Here is a 16,210-nt window from a genome sequence, read left to right as displayed (position 1 = left end):
CTACATTTTCTCCCTTATGTTCAAGCATCACCAAAGTTGTTTCAACTTAGTCTTTATCCCGCTTAATAATCGATTTCAAATGTTCATATTCTTCCACATCAATTTCCCCTCTGGCCAATCGTTCTTGAAGTGTTTGTAAAGGGGTATTCTTGTTATTTTTGTTTACACTATTTTTATCTCCATTAATGAATCTCTTTACTAAATAAATACCAAATCCTATTAGAATAACCCAAAAAACAATCATCCAAATTGATCCATATCCATACATTCCATGCATTCCATGCATCATATTCAGCGCCTCCCAGTTTTTTAATACATTTACATTATACCCGTTATTTATCGAGAAAGTATGCATATTTAATTCATATAATGCTCTCTTGATTACTAAGCGCATTTAGAAATTTCATATTTTCAATTTCGTAGCTTTGTTATTAAAACCAACTTAATAATCACGTTATCATTAAATCTATTTCGTGTTATTGTGTCTCATTTCGTTATTCATGTTACTTTAACACAAAAAACGAGGTTTCCCCTTAGGAAAACCCCGTCATATCAAGCTATTATTATTCAGTTCTTGGGCTTACTTACATCATGCCCGGCGTGTTGTAAGCCACTTTTTCGTGCTTTAACTAATTGTGAAAGGTTATTAAATCAATGATTTTGAGCGTTTCCAACCAAGGATAATTACGCGTGGTTTTGTATTATTGTTTATTTTTGTTACTTTTTTGTTACTTTTTTAATTAAACACTTTGGGAGTTCTAAAAAACCTACTCCGTTTCAAACTGTTCTCTTATGCCGTGTTCATTCCAATGCCATATCAATAATTCTATCATTATATTTAATTCTATTGCTGCAAGCGTGAGACGTCTTCTTCGAATAGATTCCACAAATGGTATATCCACCAGATAAGAAAACATTGGTTTAAAATGATACTCTGAGCATAATACCTGATTTCACACTAAATTATGTTCGTTTGCATGCGCAATACTTATCCATTCTGTCATTAGAACAACTCCTTGTTTATATTGGACGATACATTATACATAGGATAGCTATAGTGTACAAGCAATATGAATTTATAAGACTTCTGTTTCAGAAATTAATTTCTTTAAATTTTTTACAGCTTGGTTCACCTTGTCAATATCCATTGAAAGAAGGGTTACAATTTCATCTATTCTTTTTTTATAGAGCTTCGGTTTTATCGGAAAATCCTCAATCATGGATACCGCCTTCTTTTCATTGATACAGTACACTTCATTTTTCGCAAAGATAACCTGATTTAAACAAGAAATTGTTCGAAAGCAATGACCCATTACATATGAAATATCATCTTTATCCGTATTGGCTTCCATAAACATAAGAGAGAATGATGCTTCAAAAGAGAAATATTGAATTATCGCTTTCTTAAGTTTCCCAGGATAAGGTTTCGTTTTTTGTTTCAATTCAGCCAATATGCCTTCGGGATCAGATAAAATATGACAAATAGCTAATTCACCTATATACATGGCATTCAAGTAGCCATGTGGGTGTCCAGTTTGATAATGAATGGATACAACACCTGACAGGCAGTCATCAATAACTTCACTGACTCTTTTGATATCACGGAAAATAAGATCTACATGGTAACCATTAACAACTAACCAGCCACCACCATTTATCCATGTCCCCCATTCACCTAAGGCAGTGATTAAATGCTCTTTTTTTTCGTCATTAAGATTTAATGCTGATTTTTCGATATCTTTAGTATTAAATCCTTTTGATTCATCATAGTAAACTCCAATATCTATATCAGAATCAGGACGATGAGTTCCTCTAGCCCTAGATCCTCCTAACACGATTCCTACCACACCTGGCAGTCCATCTAACTCTTCTTTTATACGTTGAATAATATTATCAACCATTTCCATTTTGATTCACTCCGTTCCCATATAGCACTTATGTGTATAAATCAATAATACACATATGTTTTTTATACTGCTATGATTTTATTCGTCAACCTTTTAGTAGACCAGCAGTTTCATTGCTATTACTTTCTTATTCATGTGACATAAGAAAAAGAGATTTGCCACTGGACAAACCTCTTAATCTAAAAAACTTCTAAAATATATCCTTATTAAACCCCTTCTATCATATCCCGTCTCTTATAACCAAGGAAACCTATTACCATTAAAACAATGCTTATTACAGTGATGGTAATGAAAATTGGAACATCAAAATCCTCCGTTGGCATTTGTGGAATCCAACTTTGAATAGCAGTTTTGGAAAACCATTCCGGTAAATCTAATATACCACCAAAGTAGTTTAGCATGAAGGAGTATATCAAATAAACGTACACCACTTTACCTAGTTTTGGTGCCCAGCCGAGAGCTAGAGCCGCAAGACCAACAAAGAATAATACAGATGGTAAGAAGTTATATCCAGCTGCAATAAAATCCCCTATTTCCATCTCTCCGCTATCTTCCATAGTAGTAATCGCTGTAGCACCGAGACTACCTGCCGCTAATAAAATTCCTACTACACCTACGAAAATCGCTAAACTTATACTGGTCCAGTATAAGTTACTGCGAGTTACCTTTGTCGCATAAATCTGACTTAAATGTAAACGACTTTCTTCTGAAAATAATTTATTAACAATAACAATTGGTAAAATACTAACTAAGACAATCATGACCATCATAATTGTGCTAGTGAATGATTTTTCAATAGAAACACCCGAATGAGAAAACATTTCCTTCATCATTTCGTTACTTTCTAAAAAAGTCTGCATATCACCATAAATCGAACCATAAGCCGCTCCCATAATAATGAAAGCAATCATCCAACTAATGATTGTGCCTTTATTAATTTTGACTAATAAACCACGGACTGATAATAAAGACTTCTTTGCATTTGCTCTTCCTTCTCTTTGGGGAAGATAGCCAGCTCCCATATCACGATTCCCTTCAAGAATAAAAGCAATAATCACCACAATCACACTGAAAATCAAGGCAATAATAAGTGGAATCCAGTTATTATCCGTAAAGGGATATGTTAAATATGTCCAACCCATAGGATTAATCATAGATAAGTCTACATTTGACACATCTGTTCCAGCTCGAACAATATAAAGAAGTCCTACAACTCCAAGTGCTGACCCTGTTGCAGACGATGAAGTAGGCATAATTTGTGCCATCACAAGACCAATCCCAGCTCCAATAATCCCAGCCATTCCGACAGATGATCCAAATAGGAAGGAACCTTGAATAGATATCGTATCCACACTAAAACTAACCATAACCCCAGCAATAAAAAGTGCCAATATGACATTGATAAAAACTACCTCTGCTATTGCAGCAAAAGAGTTTGCTTGGCGCCCTACTTGAAAGGAGCGCACTAATTCGGTAAGTCCAAGATCCTCTTCTTTTCGAGTATGACCGATAACATGTAAAATAGATATAATCATCGCAAACAGACCGCAAAACAACAACATTTCATGGGCGTACATTGCTCCTAAAGTATAATCTGATGCTACTTCTACTGACGTTGGACCGACCATAGAAATCATAGCGGGGTTTTGTAACGTTTCGAACATCCCGAGTAACCCTTGCCCTTTCGCTATCTCTTTGAATGCGGGAATAAAGCCTGATGAAAACAGACCAAGCCCCAAAACCCATATCATTATTTTTTTCCAATCACGTTTTAGATACAACTGGAACAGTGTATCCCAACGAGCAAATTTTTCCTTCATCATTCATCCTCCTTTCAAGCGCTTAACCTTCATAGTGACGCATGAACAAATCTTCAAGAGTCGGAGGTGCGGATTCAAATTTCTTAACACCTAATTTACTTGCTTCGCTTAAAATATCACTAAGATGTTGATTATCTGCAGAAAATGTTGCTTGATTATCTTTTTGTTCAAAATCAAGCACGCCATTTACACTAGCCATGTGAGTTACATCGCCTTCCGTTTCTAAATTGACGGTAGAACGAGTCAAGTGTCGTAATTCATCAAGGGTTCCAGTTTCCACAATTTCACCTTGACGAATGATGACAACCTTATCTGCCAAACGCTCCACTTCGCTTAAAATATGGGAGGATAATAAAATAGATTTACCCGCGTCTTTAATCTTCTCAACCTCTTCTTGGAATATTGCTTCCATTAAAGGATCTAGACCAGAAGTTGGTTCGTCAAAAATATATAAATCTGAATCAATAGATAATGCAGCAATCAACCCAACCTTTTGACGATTTCCTTTCGAATATCCTTTGGCTTTTTTCTTCGGATCAAGTTCAAAACGGTTGATTAAATAATCACGCTTTTGCTTATCTCCGCCACCATGTAATTTCATGAACAGGTCAATGATTTCACCGCCTGTTAAGCTCCCCCATAACGCGACATCTCCAGGGACGTAAGATATTCGTTTATGAATTTCAAGGCTGTCTTTCCAAACGTCCTTATCGAATATTTCTGCAGTACCGGCATCTCGCTTAATAATGCCTAATAAGGTGCGAATAGTCGTTGATTTACCAGCGCCATTGGGACCAATAAAACCAACCACTTCTCCCGCATCCACCGTAAACGTTACATTACGTAATGCTTGAAACTTGCCGAACATTTTTTGTAAACCTTGTACCTTCACAATTTTCTTCATAATAGTGAAGCCCTCCTTGTGAAAATCGCCATTTTCCTTACTTATAAAAACTATACTTTAATATTTCAGCGTAACGATTCCATTCTTCAAGATATTGCTCTCCAAATTCGCTAAGATTTTCAAAAGAATTTATTTGTTTAAGACCCTTCTCGCCAAATCCGAACATCGTCCAATTTAAGATTTCAATCGCTTTTTCGATATCAATATCCTTACGAAACTTGGAATAATCAATACAATCGTACATTTTTTCTAACCCTTGTTCATAAATAGGATCTACCTTTTGTTTAATAATTTCTTTCACTTCATCTGATTCCTCTTGGATGGTAGAGGCCAAAAAGTCAAATACACGAGGGAATCTTTGCTGTATATGCAATTTCTGTATCCCTATTTTTTCAATTCTTTTAAATAGGTCGGTTTCACTTAAATCAATTTGTTCATACATCTCCTCGATAATTTGAATACTATGCTTAATTAAATAGGTGTAAAGATCTTTCTTATTATTAAAATAGTTAAACAGTGAACCCTTAGAAATGTTAGCTCTTTTTACAATGTCATTTGTTGACGCTTTTTCAAACCCACTTTGGACAAATTCTTTTATTGCTGCATTAATAATTACTTCTTGTTTGTCTGATTTTAAATTGTTGAATACTGAATAAATCGTTATGATCTCCTTTCTACTAACTCAAACATGACCATATCGGTCACATTTATAATATAACAAAACTGACCAATTCGGTCAATGAAAAATAAAAAGTGATTTCATTAACGGTAAAAGATAATAGTTTTATAATAAATAATTTTTATTTTGAGAGCTACAATATAACACTGACACTCATCCAGGAATTTACGTTGTACCGTCCAATTTTCATATATAAATATAATTTCGTGAGTAAATGACCCGATATTCAAAATTGAGTGGTGATCATATCCCAGACAGCGTACGTCTCTTGAACATTGAGAAATATTTTAGCCGTAGTTACATTTTTGAATAGAATTAACAATTCGATATATTTTATATTGAAAATGTCGAGTATCTTTCATTTTGCTTTGCTATGATGTACTCATGAAGGAGGGATATTTTGCTAAAGGAATTAAATCAGGTGATGGAATATATAGAACATCGTTTAACTGATGAACTGTCTCTTGAAAGGATTTCTGAATATGCCGGGGTTTCCGACTATCACTTTAGAAAGATATTTTTTTACCTTTCAGGGCTGACGCTAAGTGAATATATAAGGAACAGAAAATTGTCAGAAGCTAATAAGAATTTATTGAATGGGGAGTCAGTAACAGATGTTGCCTTTAAATATGGCTATCAGTCAGTAGACGGCTTTACTAGGGCATTCAAAAATTGGAGTGGCTTTTTACCCTCAGATGTAATAAAAAAAGGCATAAGCAAATCGTACCCCAAACTTTCATTCATCATAACTGTTAAAGGAGGAACCAGTATGGAATTTAGAATTGAAGACAAACCAGCATTTAATTTAGTCGGGGTAAGCAAGCGTGTTCCCATGCAATTTGAAGGTGTTAATCAGGAGATTGAAAAGCTTGCAGAAAGCATAACAAATGAACAAGGAGAAGAAATGCATTCTCTTCAAAATATAGAGCCTTATGAAATTGTTAATGCTTCTTATGATGCTGACACTAATTTCTTAAAAGAAGAAGGAGGTTTAACTCACCTGATAGGTGTATTAACGACTAAAAATCAAGTGAGCGATCTATTAGACGTAGTGCCTGTTAAAGCCTATACTTGGGCAATTTTTCCGAATGAAGGGCCATTTCCATCTACGTTGCAGGATACAATGGCAAAAACCTATTCAGAATGGCTTCCTTCTTCTGATTATGAAGTAATCAATGCCCCTACTTTTTCTTTTACTAAAATGGATAAAAATAAAAAAGATTACGCCTATAGTGAAGTTTGGCTTCCAGTACGGAAAAAATAAACAATAAAAATCATTCTATTGATAATCTATGTAGAGCAACGCAGATTCAGCGTTGCTCTTTTATAGTTATTATTTTAGTCTACAATTACTGAAGGCAAAAGCCATTATGGGTATAATAAATTCGATAACCTGGCCCATCAAACCAAGAAATAGTGCGAACCTTATCCTACAACATCGTCCATTATACTAAGTTTTTATTGAGCAAGGCTACTTTTCACTTAGTTTAAAATAAATATTTTGAATGAAATTCGTCATTTTTTCACCGTACTCAGGGTATTTATAACCTAATGAAGATGCAACTTCCTTGGAGTAGGCTCTAAATAATTCACAACATAACTCATAGGATTCCCAGGACTCTATATAACCAGATTGCGAATAGGTGTTAATCAGTTTTTCTAACTCAGCTTCAGTAAGATAATTATCCATAAATTTGTAGCTCTTACCTACACTAAAATTAAATCCCTCTCTTATACCAACATTCCATGATATCATTCGTAAAAGTTCAGGACGAAGAACTTGATTGAAATGATCCAATGCGAATAGAAGTTCTTTTCTAAGTAAGCCTTTGGCTACATAGGCTGATACATTCCAAAACTCATTACAGCAATCATCAAACTCTCGCTCAGATGGTTTTTTAATCCAATATTTCTTGTCACTTGGAACAATTTTTTCATTGATTCGATTATCCTTATCAATCAATATTTCCACTAAACCATCTGAATTAGATAAATAATCATCAAGTTCCATTAGAGGTATTAAAGTTAAATCAATCTTAATGCCATCATTAAAATACATGATATAACTAAACCAATTTCCTAACTCTGACGAGTATAAATCCATATCTTCAGGTTTTTGGATGAAAATTAGATCACCGAATGTTCCAAGCCAACTATCGTCTTTTTTATAAGATTCCATATCTGTCACAAAAAACGAGATATCATAATCTTGAAAATCATCTTTCGGTATGTTTTTATTCGTTCTAGATCCCTCAAGAACTGATAATCTGATGTTATTATCATTTATAACTATATTTTTTAGAAGGTTCCTCACCTCATTTTCTTTACGCATTTAACTTCCCCCTATTTTCACTTTATCCGACATTTCACCCATAGCAGGGTCCGTCTACATACTTCCGTAAAAAAGTGAGTTCTCACTCTTTTTGAGCTGAGATCATTAAAAACATAGGTCTTCGTTTCTCATCTTCCATTCCGGGAATACTTTTTAACATCTCATTAGATGGAACTGATTCCTTAACTGCTCTAATTATAAAACCGGCGTTGATTAAATCATTCAAGTATGTTGAAATTGTACGATGGTATTTTGTAACATGGTTATTCAAAAATGTAGTTTGACGAATCCCTTCTGACTGATAGTTATCAACAGGCCAATGTTGTCGATTGCCTTGGTTATCGTAATACCAATCTTGTTCACTTCGGGAAGTAAAAATAGGATGTTCAACGGAGAAAACAAAAGAACCCCCAGGGATTAAACTATCATAAACTTTTTTGCAGCTTGACTTAAATGATTGAATATAGTGAAAAGCCAGTGAACTGATGACTACATCAAACTCGGAATTAGAAAAATCGATGTCTTCAATGGGGGCTTTTATATATGATATTAATGAATCATTTGTCATTTCACGAGCTCTCTGAATCATTTTATTAGATATATCTACGCCCGTTACGGATCTAGCATGCTGTTCACGAGCATAGCGACAATGCCAACCGAAACCGCAACCTAGATCAAGTACGTTTTTACCCTCAAGAGCTGGTATTAGTTCTTTTAAAATATGCCATTCTCCGGCACCATCTAGCCCTTTAACTGATCGCGGCATTTGTTCATAAGCGGAAAAGAAATTTGGATCATCATATTTATTTTGTTTCACTGCTAAGCCCCTCTCTATTTTTTTGGAGTAATATTACATCGCGAACATTTACGGTTTCATACACTTGAAAGACTAAGAGTATCTTCTTTTAATCAATCAAGTCATTCATTTTATTTTTTTAAATCTATTTTATTACAATAACACAATACTTTTGCCAGATCTTTTCTTCAATAATCTTTATTCAATGACCAAATTATCACTTAATAATAAATGGTTATTAATCTACATAATGTCTCATCCACACATTAGGTTCAATATAAACACCTTTATTGGCTGACATATCTACTTCTAATGGCACTAATCCCTCATTAATAACATAACTTCCAGAAGACAGTAACTTCATTCCTGTCCACTCTTCCCACTCTTTAATTGAAGCTGGGATGACCATAGATTTTTCTGCCACTTTTATGATAGAAGCACCTGCCTTTATATGAATTCTAATCCAAGGATCAAAAGGAGTACCAGCTATACTTTTCCACTTTATATATTCTTCTATCGGAATAAGTGGATACATGCTTTTTAATGAAGGACGAACTGGAGCTACCATATTTTTAAATTTGCTTTTAATAGCTAAACTTTTCATTTCGTTAACCATCCGCTCACTCAAACCTTTTCCTCTAAACTCTGGATGAATGACAATGGATAAGGCTGACAGAGAATTAGGTTGAATATTGTTTTGGAAATCTAATATTCCTTTTTCAAAAACCTTATCCCATCCTTCTGGCAAACTAGCTTTATCACCATCCCAATAAAAGGGTATGGCATTACCACAAGCTATTGATTCGTTTTTTCATTCAATAATACATATTGAAATTCAGGAAAATATGAAAGTAATTTGTTCCAATATTTTACCGCTACTAGGTCTTCTCGCATAAAGTTTATCCAACCAATGTTATACAATACGTTTATTTCCGCTTTTAAATCTGGTCGCTCTTTTAGTGTAATTGATGTATACCCTTTCTCCATATATAACAACCTTTCTATGTTTTCAATGGTTCCAAGAAATTTAGATTTTTGCAGTTTCTAAAACATTGATTCATTTTATAGATACCTTAAGTATAATTCAGGAAGCAGGATCATTCCTGCTTCCTGAATACTATTTGCTCTTAAACTTTACTTTAAAATCTTCTAGCACATACACGTAATCCGCCACCCTTTCAATAAAAGTCTTATCATGTGACACAAGTAGTACAGTTCCTTCATATCCTTCCAGCAATTGTTCTAATGCTTCAATACTGAAAACATCCAAAAAATTAGTTGGTTCATCTAAAATCAATATATTAAATCTTCCGAGAAAAAGCTGACAAAGTACAAGTCGAATTGCTTCTCCACCACTTAAATCACGGACACTCTTGTTCAAATCATTTCTTGTAAAATCCATTGAATGAAGAACCGCCCGTATCTTCCCTTCTTCATAGTCACTCCTATCTTTCATAAATCCAAGAACCGATTCATCCTCAGTAAACTGATAATCCATCTGTTCGTACACACCAAATACAGCTTTAGGAGATATTGTAAGCCCTTCACCGCCTTGTAAGATATGATGAAGTAAGGTCGTTTTACCTGACCCATTTTCTCCAGTTATGGCAATCGTTCGTCCTAAAGGAAATTGAAAGTCAGCTCCATCAAGTAGTAGTTTATCACCCGCTGCAAGAGTTAGTCTATTTGCCATAATTGGAAACTTATTGTGCAGTTGAAGTGATTTAGGTTTATTGAAACGAATTATATTTTCTGATTGTGGTGCTTCAACTGCTTCTAATTGTTCCACTCTTTGCTCAAGTGCTTTTGCTGCACGTTGCATAGCCTTTTGACTTGTACCTTTAGATTTGGTCTCAAACATACGATTCGGTTTTTCTTTCGTCTTCTTTTTCGACTTTGCAGAAGAATTAATTATGTTGTCAGCTTTTTTCATCTTTTCTTCTGCAGCTAGCTTCAATCGTGACTTCTCTTTTAAATACTTTTCATACTGTTCCTGCTGCTGTCGTTTTGCAAGTTCCTTTTGCTCCACATAATCTGTATAATTTCCCGTATACTCCGTTATTTGTCCATCTTCTATTTCCCAAATTTTAGTCACTAACTGATCCAATACATACCGATCATGACTGACAAGTACGAGTGCGCCGTAATAATACTCAAGCTCATCTAGTAAAAATTGTTTACCCTCTTCATCAAGATGAGTCGTTGGTTCGTCTATTAACAACCCTTCATGGTAATTGGAAAACAAGCTCGCGAGCTTCAATCTTGTCTGCTCTCCTCCACTAAAGTTTTGGATAGCTGTTTTTGGGATAGATAGCTTACTCATTAACGCGTAATCAGCATCTGTAGCATCTACCGAATCTAATTGATCAAAATAAGCAAAATCAATCAGGCGCTTCACATTCCCCTTATCTGGTGTTAAGTTACCTGCAATAAGTTTTAAAAGCGAACTCTTACCTGCCCCATTCTTTCCCACGATTCCAATACGATCGAACTGATGGATTGCGAGCCTAGGAATCGATAACACCATTCTATCTAAAAATGAAAGTTCTATATATTCCAACTCTACACATACATTTTCCATTACGCTCTACCCCCTTCCGCATCATAGCTTCCAACTAAAATATCCAAGTCAACCGTTATTTCCGTTGCGTCTTGATGGATAAATGCATCGATTTGTTCTTTTTTAGCATTCCAAGCGAGCGGGGACATTTCAGCTAAATGTATTAAGTCCTCCTGGTTTAATGTTTTGGAGTAGCAAAGCTGATAATGGCTTACTGAATGAAAGTGTTTCTTAAATAGAGAGACAGTTTCATCATTACTATACATTCCGTTAGATGTCTCAGGAATAAAAACTTCTCGTAATTCTTTTAGGTAGTTCGCCCGAGGTACCACTTTCACTACAAGACCATTTGGAGCCAAGACTCTTTTAAACTCCATATAATTTGCAGGCGAAAAGATATTCAAAATAACCTGGCATGAACCATCTCCAATTGGTGTATTTGCTAGATCACCTACAAGCCAAATCGTATCTTTATAATTTTTAGCTGCCATAATAACGCCTTCTTTGGAAACATCTAATCCCATTCTCGTAGTAGCAACATTACCCACTGTTTCCGTAACCTTTTGTAAATGAGAGCCTTCACCACATCCAGCATCGAGAATGACAATGGAATCATTTGTTGAATCTAAATGCTCCTTTATTATTTTCGAAACCCTGTCGTGCAACAAGGTATATAAGTTACTTCCAGTAATAATCTGTTGCCTAGCTTCGAATAACTTCTTGTCATATAGACTGTTAGTAGGACGTGTCATCATGTTTATATATCCTTGCTTTGCGATATCAAACGTGTGATTGTTCGGACAAATTAAGCTCTTTAAATCAAACACCTTTATGGGACTTTGGCATATTGGACATCGAAATAAATCTATCGTTTCACGTAATTTTTTAGCACTTTTTTCTTTATTCGTCATGTTACTCTTCCTTTCTATAATAAAAAAATCACAGGCATCTGCCTGTGATAAAAGAGTAAAGGAATTAAAATAGACCTTATCCTTAGATTTAGTAGTAATATGTTAAGAAATATCAACAAATAAACTCACCATTGCTAGGTAAGTAATACAAACAAAAATAAAGAAAGGCAGAATCATCCGCCTTTCTAATCATATCATATTTATTTACCTCAAAATTGCCCGCTATAAAAATATAGCAGAAAACAATCTTCTTGAGGTATATCACTTTTCCCAATATGTTATGAGAAATATTAAAAAAGGACAGACTTATCCCGTTTACTCTGTTTCCACAAACAGAGCCTTTAACCGTATTCAATTACTGGTTCAAAGTTGGGAATCGAAGTCTCATTGCATGTGTCATTTTTTAATAATTCTCCTTTTATCTAATGTCATTTATTTTACAATAGCTATTATAACGTCTTTTTAGGAAAATGCAAGGACTTTTCTCGGTAATCTCTTATCCCATTTTTCCTATACAAGATATAGAAGGTAACCAATTTGGATTATTTGTGCCAGAATTATTCCTGATATAATAAATAAGAGAAGTGCGTCTTGACAGAATTTACTTCCGTGTGTAGAATTAACTCATTAAATTAAGAAAGGTGATTGAATTACATGATTTTATAATCCTATTTTTTGAAAAAATTCCGTTATAGAATACAAATGATTCTTTTAAACATAATAGGTATGGAGTAATTTTCAATTACATTTATACTTTTTATTTTAAAATCAACCTTTTATAACGAACCTTTTCTAAATAGGATTAGCATGTAATTCATCATAGATACTATAATTGTGACTGCTCTGTTTTACGTCCTTTTTATCTATTGATTAATGTATGATGCCTCCTGTTCAGAATTGGATAGGAGGTTTTTTCATTTTATATCTTGTTGGAATTTATACCCCTACGTTTAATCAATAAAATAAAGAGGTGTTATTATGGACAATAGCAAAAAGTACGAATACTTAGCGGATGACCCTAATGTCAAAACGCTACCAATTATGATTTCACTAATCATTGGGGCTTTTTTTGCTGTATTAAATGAAACATTACTAAATATTGCTTTAACAACATTAATGCAAGAATTTAATATTACATTACCAACCGTACAATGGATGGCTACAGGTTTCATGCTCGTTATGGGGATAGTTATCCCGATATCCGCATTATTAGTACAATGGTTTACAACAAGACAATTATTTATCGGTGTGATGACTTTTTTCACAATCGGAACAACAATTAGTGCCATGGCACCGAATTTTACAATATTATTAGTTGGACGTTTAACACAAGCTGTTGGAACAGGGTTATTGATGCCCATCATATTTAATGTTTTCTTATTACTTTATCCACCACTGAAGCGTGGAAAAATCATGGGGATCGTTGGATTAGTTTTTATGTTTGCCCCTGCTATTGGTCCAACTTTATCCGGGGTTATTGTTGAATATTTAGGGTGGCGTTATCTATTTATTACTGTCATTCCTTTTGCTCTATTTTCCATTATGTTTGCCTATAAATTTTTAGTTAATGTCGGTGAAGTCACAAAACCAAAAATAGATTTTCCATCTATATTGTTCTCTTCCGTTGGATTTGGAACAATTATTTATGGTTTTAGCTCTGCTGGAGAAAGTAAAGAAGGCTTCTTAAGTCCGAGCGTGTACCTAACCATCATCATCGGAGTAATCAGTATTGTTTTATTCTCGATAAGACAATTTAAGTTAGAGGAACCAGTGATGAATTTAAGAGTATTCAAATACCCAATGTATACACATGCTATCTTTATGTTTTTAATTATCATTATGGCCATGTTTGCTTCTGAGCTTATATTACCAATCTTTATGCAAGGTCCGTTAGCATTAACTGCTGCAACTGCCGGATTGATTCTATTACCTGGTAGTATCTTGAATGGAGCGATGTCGCCATTTATGGGGCATCTATTTGATAAATTTGGTCCGCGCGTTCTAATGATTCCTGCAACGATTGTTTTAAGTGGGACGATGTTTATGATGAGCAGATTAACTGTAGACACATCAGTATGGGTAATCATTGTAGGATATATTTTGTTAATGCTTAGTGTTTCTGCAATCATGATGCCGGCACAAACGAATGGATTAAATCAACTTCCAAAAGCATTATATCCACACGGCACAGCTGTGATGACTACTTTACAACCTGTAGCTGGCGCCATTGGAGTTTCAGTATTTATTAGTATTATGAATACGAGACAGCTTCACTTTTTAAATAAGTCTAATAATCCAGAAGATCCAGCCACCATTAATCAAGCAATGGTAGCTGGTGTTGAACTTGTTTATTTCATCGCCTTCATCATCGCTATTTTTGCAGTTATCATGGCGTTAAAAGTTTATCGGGCGAGCCCAGACGAAGAAGAGAGTACAACAGAATGTGAATAAAAGAAAGCGGCAAAACTTCGACTGTTTTGCCGCTATTCTTTATAAAGGAAACACCATTTTAAAATAGCAATGATTAAAAACATCGTTCAACATTTTATTCTTTTAGTTATTATGCAACAGCTTTGTTGTAAACGCGAGTTGACCATGCTAGTGTGATTATTGTAATAATCACTATGACTAGAAAACCTATGAAAACAGACTGGTTCACTATCGATCCAGCTGCTAATTCTTTAGAAGCTTCTACACCATAATAAAGTGGATTGAAATGAGCGAGTACCTGTAACCATTTTGGTCCAAATGATATCGGTAATAAAATACCAGCAAGTAAAGTTAACGGCAGTTGTAACGAGGTTACTACAGCAGCAACACCACCTACATCTTGCAACAACAAACCTATGCTTCCAGACCATGCCGAAACCATCATCGTAAGAATCGAAAGTAATAGTAACTGTAACAAAATTCCCACAAAATGAATTTCATATCCAAATAGACTTGAGATGACTAAAACAATAATTGCTGGAACAATAAACGCTACGACATCTTTTAACACTCCACCCATTAACATAGCAAACCGACTTGCGGGGGTGACACGTAAACGTTCTATAATGCCATTATTTAAATCAAAAACCATTAACCATCCCGCCCCCATTCCAGAACCAAATGCTAATAGAACTAATATTCCTGGAACAAACATATCTAAAACCTCAGCTGTACTCATGGCGGGCCGTGTTATTTTTTTCAACAATGGACTGAATAATAAAATATACAAAAACGGTGTCATCAACCCTGAGATTACCCAAGCCATTTGACGAATAGACTCTTTTAATTTACGAACAAAGAATATATTTATTTCTCTTACTATCTGCATTATTGTTCACCTCTCTTTCCACCATCGCGTAATTCTTTACCAGTTAAGGATAGGAATACATCATTTAAAGATGGCATGGATAATGATAGATTGACTAATTCAACATGATTCTCTTTTGAATATTTAAAAATTCTCCCGATCAATTCTTCACCTTTAGACGTGTAAATGGTGAATTTCATGTCTGTTTCTATAACATTATCAATCCCTATTTGATTAAAGAACACATTTATTTTTTCAACATCTTGCAAATATTTCAGTTCAAGAGAAATAGCTTCACCCGAAACCTTTTTCTTTAATTCCGTTGGTGTTCCTTCGGCTACAATTTTGCCCTGATCGAGAATAACTAAACGGTTGCTTAAAGCATCAGCTTCTTCTAAATAATGAGTAGTAAGGAAAATAGTCATGCCATTGTCTCGTAGTTTTTTAATATGTCGCCATAGATTAGCTCTATTTTGTGGATCAAGCCCTGTTGTCGGCTCATCAAGAAATAACACCTCAGGTTCATGTAAAATTCCTTGAGCAATCTCCACCCGACGTTTTTGCCCACCGGACAATGTACGAACAAAGCGCGATAGCAATTCATGGAAATCAAGCAACTTACTCAATTTATCAATTCTTTGCACTGTTAACTTCTTTGAAAGACCATATAACTTTCCTGTTAATTCTAGATTTTCACGTACTGTCGCATTTGGATCAGCACCACCAAGTTGGCTAACATAGCCTATATTCGCCCGAACCTTTTTGGCATCAGTTAAAACATTATATCCAGCTATACTAACCTCTCCATTCTCAATTGGTAACAAGGTTGTAAGTATCCGTTGTGTCGTGGTCTTGCCTGCTCCGCTTGGTCCAAGAAAACTAAAAATTTCACCTTGGTCGACTGTAAAACTAATATTGTCAACGGCAATATTTTTCTCCCCTTTATTATCATAAGTCATACTTAAATTCTCAACACTAATTGCATTAGTCATAATACTTGAAT

General features: G+C 34.7%; 16 protein-coding genes and 2 pseudogenes. 2 read left to right on the top strand and 16 right to left on the bottom strand.

What is annotated here, in order from left to right; translation table 11 throughout:
* Positions 1-46: 46 nt before the first annotated feature.
* From KQI49_RS09390 to KQI49_RS18765, 7 genes and pseudogenes are all read right to left on the bottom strand, one after another.
* Positions 47-289: an SHOCT domain-containing protein gene (locus KQI49_RS09390; RefSeq protein WP_253286752.1), complete on the bottom strand. Its 243-nt coding sequence runs from the start codon at positions 287-289 to the stop codon at positions 47-49.
* 550 nt (positions 290-839) lie between these two features.
* Positions 840-941 (bottom strand): annotated as a pseudogene (locus tag KQI49_RS09385) (AraC family transcriptional regulator); the annotation flags it as partial.
* A 135-nt stretch (positions 942-1,076) separates the two neighbouring features.
* Entirely contained in the window at positions 1,077-1,907 is an 831-nt protein-coding gene (locus KQI49_RS09380) for a nucleotidyltransferase domain-containing protein (RefSeq protein WP_216488281.1), read from the bottom strand.
* 206 nt (positions 1,908-2,113) lie between these two features.
* Positions 2,114-3,727, bottom strand: coding sequence for an ABC transporter permease (locus KQI49_RS09375; RefSeq protein WP_216488279.1), 1,614 nt, complete (start codon positions 3,725-3,727; stop codon positions 2,114-2,116).
* Positions 3,728-3,749: 22 nt separating this feature from the next.
* The gene (locus KQI49_RS09370) at positions 3,750-4,631 is read right to left on the bottom strand and encodes an ABC transporter ATP-binding protein (RefSeq protein WP_216488277.1); all 882 of its coding nucleotides are present in this window, start codon (positions 4,629-4,631) and stop codon (positions 3,750-3,752) included.
* Between the two features lie 37 nt (positions 4,632-4,668).
* Complete coding sequence (locus tag KQI49_RS18575) at positions 4,669-5,073, bottom strand: hypothetical protein (RefSeq protein WP_253286751.1); 405 nt, start codon at positions 5,071-5,073, stop codon at positions 4,669-4,671.
* 51 nt (positions 5,074-5,124) lie between these two features.
* Positions 5,125-5,241, bottom strand: a pseudogene (locus tag KQI49_RS18765) (TetR/AcrR family transcriptional regulator); the annotation flags it as partial.
* 469 nt (positions 5,242-5,710) lie between these two features.
* Between KQI49_RS18765 and KQI49_RS09360 the strand changes: the two are divergent.
* A complete protein-coding gene (locus KQI49_RS09360; protein WP_216488276.1) occupies positions 5,711-6,574 on the top strand; it encodes an AraC family transcriptional regulator in 864 nt (287 codons plus the stop codon).
* Positions 6,575-6,781: 207 nt separating this feature from the next.
* On the opposite strand, the gene ant(6) is transcribed toward KQI49_RS09360, so the two are convergent.
* The 7 genes from ant(6) to KQI49_RS18900 form a co-directional block, all read right to left on the bottom strand.
* Entirely contained in the window at positions 6,782-7,642 is an 861-nt protein-coding gene (gene ant(6) / locus KQI49_RS09355) for an aminoglycoside 6-adenylyltransferase (protein WP_216488274.1), read from the bottom strand.
* A gap of 82 nt (positions 7,643-7,724) precedes the next feature.
* Positions 7,725-8,459, bottom strand: coding sequence for a class I SAM-dependent methyltransferase (locus KQI49_RS09350; protein WP_216488272.1), 735 nt, complete (start codon positions 8,457-8,459; stop codon positions 7,725-7,727).
* A 217-nt stretch (positions 8,460-8,676) separates the two neighbouring features.
* Entirely contained in the window at positions 8,677-9,186 is a 510-nt protein-coding gene (locus KQI49_RS09345) for a GNAT family N-acetyltransferase (protein WP_216488270.1), read from the bottom strand.
* A 47-nt stretch (positions 9,187-9,233) separates the two neighbouring features.
* A complete protein-coding gene (locus tag KQI49_RS09340) occupies positions 9,234-9,425 on the bottom strand; it encodes a hypothetical protein (protein ID WP_216488268.1) in 192 nt (63 codons plus the stop codon).
* Positions 9,426-9,555: 130 nt separating this feature from the next.
* On the bottom strand, positions 9,556-11,019 hold the full coding sequence (locus KQI49_RS09335; protein WP_216488266.1) for an Msr family ABC-F type ribosomal protection protein: 1,464 nt from the start codon (positions 11,017-11,019) through the stop codon (positions 9,556-9,558).
* A complete protein-coding gene (locus KQI49_RS09330; RefSeq protein ID WP_216488264.1) occupies positions 11,019-11,909 on the bottom strand; it encodes a putative RNA methyltransferase in 891 nt (296 codons plus the stop codon). Before KQI49_RS09330 ends, KQI49_RS09335 begins: the two co-directional genes overlap by 1 nt.
* 355 nt (positions 11,910-12,264) lie before the next feature.
* Positions 12,265-12,309, bottom strand: a complete 45-nt coding sequence (locus KQI49_RS18900; RefSeq protein WP_142301762.1) for an erythromycin resistance leader peptide — start codon at positions 12,307-12,309, stop codon at positions 12,265-12,267.
* A gap of 578 nt (positions 12,310-12,887) precedes the next feature.
* Between KQI49_RS18900 and KQI49_RS09320 the strand changes: the two genes are divergently transcribed.
* Complete coding sequence (locus KQI49_RS09320) at positions 12,888-14,360, top strand: MDR family MFS transporter (RefSeq protein ID WP_216488261.1); 1,473 nt, start codon at positions 12,888-12,890, stop codon at positions 14,358-14,360.
* Positions 14,361-14,469: 109 nt separating this feature from the next.
* Here KQI49_RS09320 and KQI49_RS09315 read toward each other — a convergent pair whose 3' ends face one another.
* Together KQI49_RS09315 and KQI49_RS09310 are read right to left on the bottom strand one after the other, a co-directional pair.
* Positions 14,470-15,228, bottom strand: coding sequence for an ABC transporter permease (locus KQI49_RS09315; RefSeq protein WP_216488259.1), 759 nt, complete (start codon positions 15,226-15,228; stop codon positions 14,470-14,472).
* Entirely contained in the window at positions 15,228-16,199 is a 972-nt protein-coding gene (locus KQI49_RS09310; RefSeq protein WP_216488257.1) for an ATP-binding cassette domain-containing protein, read from the bottom strand. Before KQI49_RS09310 ends, KQI49_RS09315 begins: the two co-directional genes overlap by 1 nt.
* Positions 16,200-16,210: the final 11 nt, after the last annotated feature.

Source organism: Virgibacillus sp. MSJ-26, assembly GCF_018918075.1.
Taxonomy (GTDB): Bacteria; Bacillota; Bacilli; order Bacillales; family Amphibacillaceae; genus MSJ-26.
Note: the sequence above shows the minus strand (reverse complement) of the source record. Positions and strands in the feature narration are given on the sequence as shown.

What these genes read in the sequence shown, in the direction of transcription:
- KQI49_RS09335 (WP_216488266.1), bottom strand. Translation starts at nt 11,019, where the DNA reads ATGGAAAATGTATGTGTAGAGTTGGAATATATAGAACTTTCATTTTTA.
- KQI49_RS09320 (WP_216488261.1), top strand. Translation starts at nt 12,888, where the DNA reads ATGGACAATAGCAAAAAGTACGAATACTTAGCGGATGACCCTAATGTC.
- KQI49_RS09310 (WP_216488257.1), bottom strand. Translation starts at nt 16,199, where the DNA reads ATGACTAATGCAATTAGTGTTGAGAATTTAAGTATGACTTATGATAAT.
- KQI49_RS09330 (WP_216488264.1), bottom strand. Translation starts at nt 11,909, where the DNA reads ATGACGAATAAAGAAAAAAGTGCTAAAAAATTACGTGAAACGATAGAT.
- KQI49_RS09390 (WP_253286752.1), bottom strand. Translation starts at nt 289, where the DNA reads ATGATGCATGGAATGCATGGAATGTATGGATATGGATCAATTTGGATG.
- KQI49_RS09340 (WP_216488268.1), bottom strand. Translation starts at nt 9,425, where the DNA reads ATGGAGAAAGGGTATACATCAATTACACTAAAAGAGCGACCAGATTTA.
- KQI49_RS09370 (WP_216488277.1), bottom strand. Translation starts at nt 4,631, where the DNA reads ATGAAGAAAATTGTGAAGGTACAAGGTTTACAAAAAATGTTCGGCAAG.
- KQI49_RS09380 (WP_216488281.1), bottom strand. Translation starts at nt 1,907, where the DNA reads ATGGAAATGGTTGATAATATTATTCAACGTATAAAAGAAGAGTTAGAT.
- KQI49_RS18575 (WP_253286751.1), bottom strand. Translation starts at nt 5,073, where the DNA reads ATGTATGAACAAATTGATTTAAGTGAAACCGACCTATTTAAAAGAATT.
- KQI49_RS09375 (WP_216488279.1), bottom strand. Translation starts at nt 3,727, where the DNA reads ATGAAGGAAAAATTTGCTCGTTGGGATACACTGTTCCAGTTGTATCTA.
- KQI49_RS09315 (WP_216488259.1), bottom strand. Translation starts at nt 15,228, where the DNA reads ATGCAGATAGTAAGAGAAATAAATATATTCTTTGTTCGTAAATTAAAA.